Source organism: Spirillospora sp. NPDC049652 (assembly GCF_040675125.1).
Taxonomy (GTDB): Bacteria; Actinomycetota; Actinomycetes; order Streptosporangiales; family Streptosporangiaceae; genus Spirillospora.
The window spans coordinates 1-1,807 of record NZ_JBFAOF010001230.1 but is presented as its reverse complement, the minus strand read 5'-3'; the positions used below and the strand labels follow the sequence as shown (position 1 = coordinate 1,807).

At 75.7% G+C, this 1,807-nt stretch carries 3 protein-coding genes; 1 reads left to right on the top strand and 2 read right to left on the bottom strand.

Features of this window, described 5'->3' with window-relative positions:
- Positions 1-203: 203 nt before the first annotated feature.
- The gene (locus AB0J52_RS38865; RefSeq protein ID WP_500188063.1) at positions 204-971 is read left to right on the top strand and encodes a DUF3109 family protein; all 768 of its coding nucleotides are present in this window, start codon (positions 204-206) and stop codon (positions 969-971) included.
- Between the two features lie 25 nt (positions 972-996).
- On the opposite strand, the gene AB0J52_RS38860 is transcribed toward AB0J52_RS38865, so the two are convergent.
- Both AB0J52_RS38860 and AB0J52_RS38855 read right to left on the bottom strand, forming a co-directional pair.
- Positions 997-1,164: a hypothetical protein gene (locus AB0J52_RS38860; protein WP_500188061.1), complete on the bottom strand. Its 168-nt coding sequence runs from the start codon at positions 1,162-1,164 to the stop codon at positions 997-999.
- 268 nt (positions 1,165-1,432) lie between these two features.
- Positions 1,433-1,807, bottom strand: a 375-nt coding sequence (locus AB0J52_RS38855) for a hypothetical protein (RefSeq protein WP_500188060.1), incomplete at its 5' end; no start/stop codon positions are given.

The window sequence follows — 1,807 nt, the reverse complement described above, 5'->3', positions numbered from 1 at the left end:
ACCCGCACGCCGCCCGCCGGCGCGCAGGGCGGCGCGGTCCAGGGCGGCGGCATCCCCTGCGTCGACTGACCCGCGAACGCGACTCGCGGGGGCGACTCGCGGGGGCGACTCGCGGGGGCGACTCGCGGGGGCGGAGGAAGGGCCCAGCATGATCCGCTGTTTGACCAGGGCGTTGCCCGCAGGACTGGCGGGACGGCCCTGACATGCGAGAACGTGGACGGATGGACGACGAGGCCGAACCGGACTTCCCGCGCGCCTGGGTCGAGTTCGCCGACCCGGCGGACGCCGGGCAGGTGTTCCGCTGCGACCTGACGTGGCTGACCTCGCGCTGGAACTGCCTGTTCGCGCGCGGCTGCCAGGGCATCGTGCCCGGCCGCGCCGACGACGGCTGCAGCTCGCTCGGCGCGCACTTCAGCGACGAGGACGACGAGCGGCGCGTGGCCGGGCACGCCGCGCGGCTCACGCCGGAGGTGTGGCAGCACCACCGCACCGGTACGCGGGACGGGTTCACGGCGTCCACCCCGGGCGGCGGACGGCGGACTCGCGTGCTGAACGGCGCGTGCGTGTTCCTGAACCGGCCGGGGTTCGAGGGCGGCATCGGGTGCGCGCTGCACGCGCAGGCCGTCCGGGACGGCCGCGAGCCGCTGGAGTACAAGCCCGACGTGTGCTGGCAGCTGCCCGTCCGGCGCACGTTCGACTGGCGGGACCGCCCGGACGGCACCCGCGTCCTCGTCGTGTCGATCACCGAGTACGAGCGGCGGACGTGGGGCTCCGGCGGGGTCGACCTGCACTGGTGGTGCACCAGCGCGCACTCGGCGCACGACGCCGCCGAGCCGCTGTACGTGTCCTACCGTCCGGAGCTGGTCGCGCTCATGGGCGAGCCCGCGTACGCGGTGCTGGCCGAGATGTGCGAGACCCGGATGGTGGCCCCGCTGCTCCTCGCCCCGCACCCCGCCGACCCGGCCTCCTAGAGGGGAGGCGCGCCCCGGGTCCCGGTCAGCGGCTCGCGCAGACCGGGCAGGGGCTCTCGGTCATCCTGGTCGGACGGCCGCCGCGCACGTCCCCGCCGAGGCTGATCACGCGCCCGACGCCCAGGCACGCGCGGCAGCCCGGCATCAGGTCCGCGCCGAGCTGGTCCCACACGGGCGTCCCGACGCGTCTCACGGGCGGACCGTACCCGTCGCCGTGGCCGGCGTCCTCGCCGAGGCGTCCCGCGCCCCGGCAGAAGAAGCAGGCCAGCCGAAGCGGCCCGAGCCGCTGTTCCCTCGTCCCGCTGCAGGCGGGACAGTCCTTCCGGTCGCTCACACCATGCCTCTGCCCCGGCGGGCGGCGCGCGGAACCGGAAACGGCCACGCATGGGGAAAGCCCTCTCCTTCGACCCGATCACTGCGGAACCGGCCCGGCCTGTGGGATGGGGTCCGCTGTCAGCGGGTCAGAGGAGTGCGAGGCTCTGGGACTCCCAGTAGGCGAGGCCGAGACGCCGGTGCTTCTGCAGTGACGCGCGCGCGTGGGCGCGGGCGGTGTCCTCGTCGCCCTGGGCGCGGGCCAGCTCTGCCAGGACGAGGTGCGTCGACCCCCAGCAGGCGGTGCCCATGCCCGCCACGACGAACTGGTCCGCGTACGGGGCGAGCCGGTCGTACAGGACGCGCGGGTCGGGCGTCCCGAGGCGGGCGGCGACCAGGCCCCAGACGGGGAGGAGGAAGTCGGCCACCCAGTCGTCGGGGACGTCCGTCCCCCAGCGTCCGATCAGGTCGCGGGCCAGGTCCGGGCGGCCCGACTCCACGGCGGCCAGCACGCCGAGCGGGCG

Excerpts from the sequence above, each read along its gene's own strand:
- AB0J52_RS38865 (WP_500188063.1), top strand. The coding sequence starts at position 204 with ATGCGAGAACGTGGACGGATGGACGACGAGGCCGAACCGGACTTCCCG.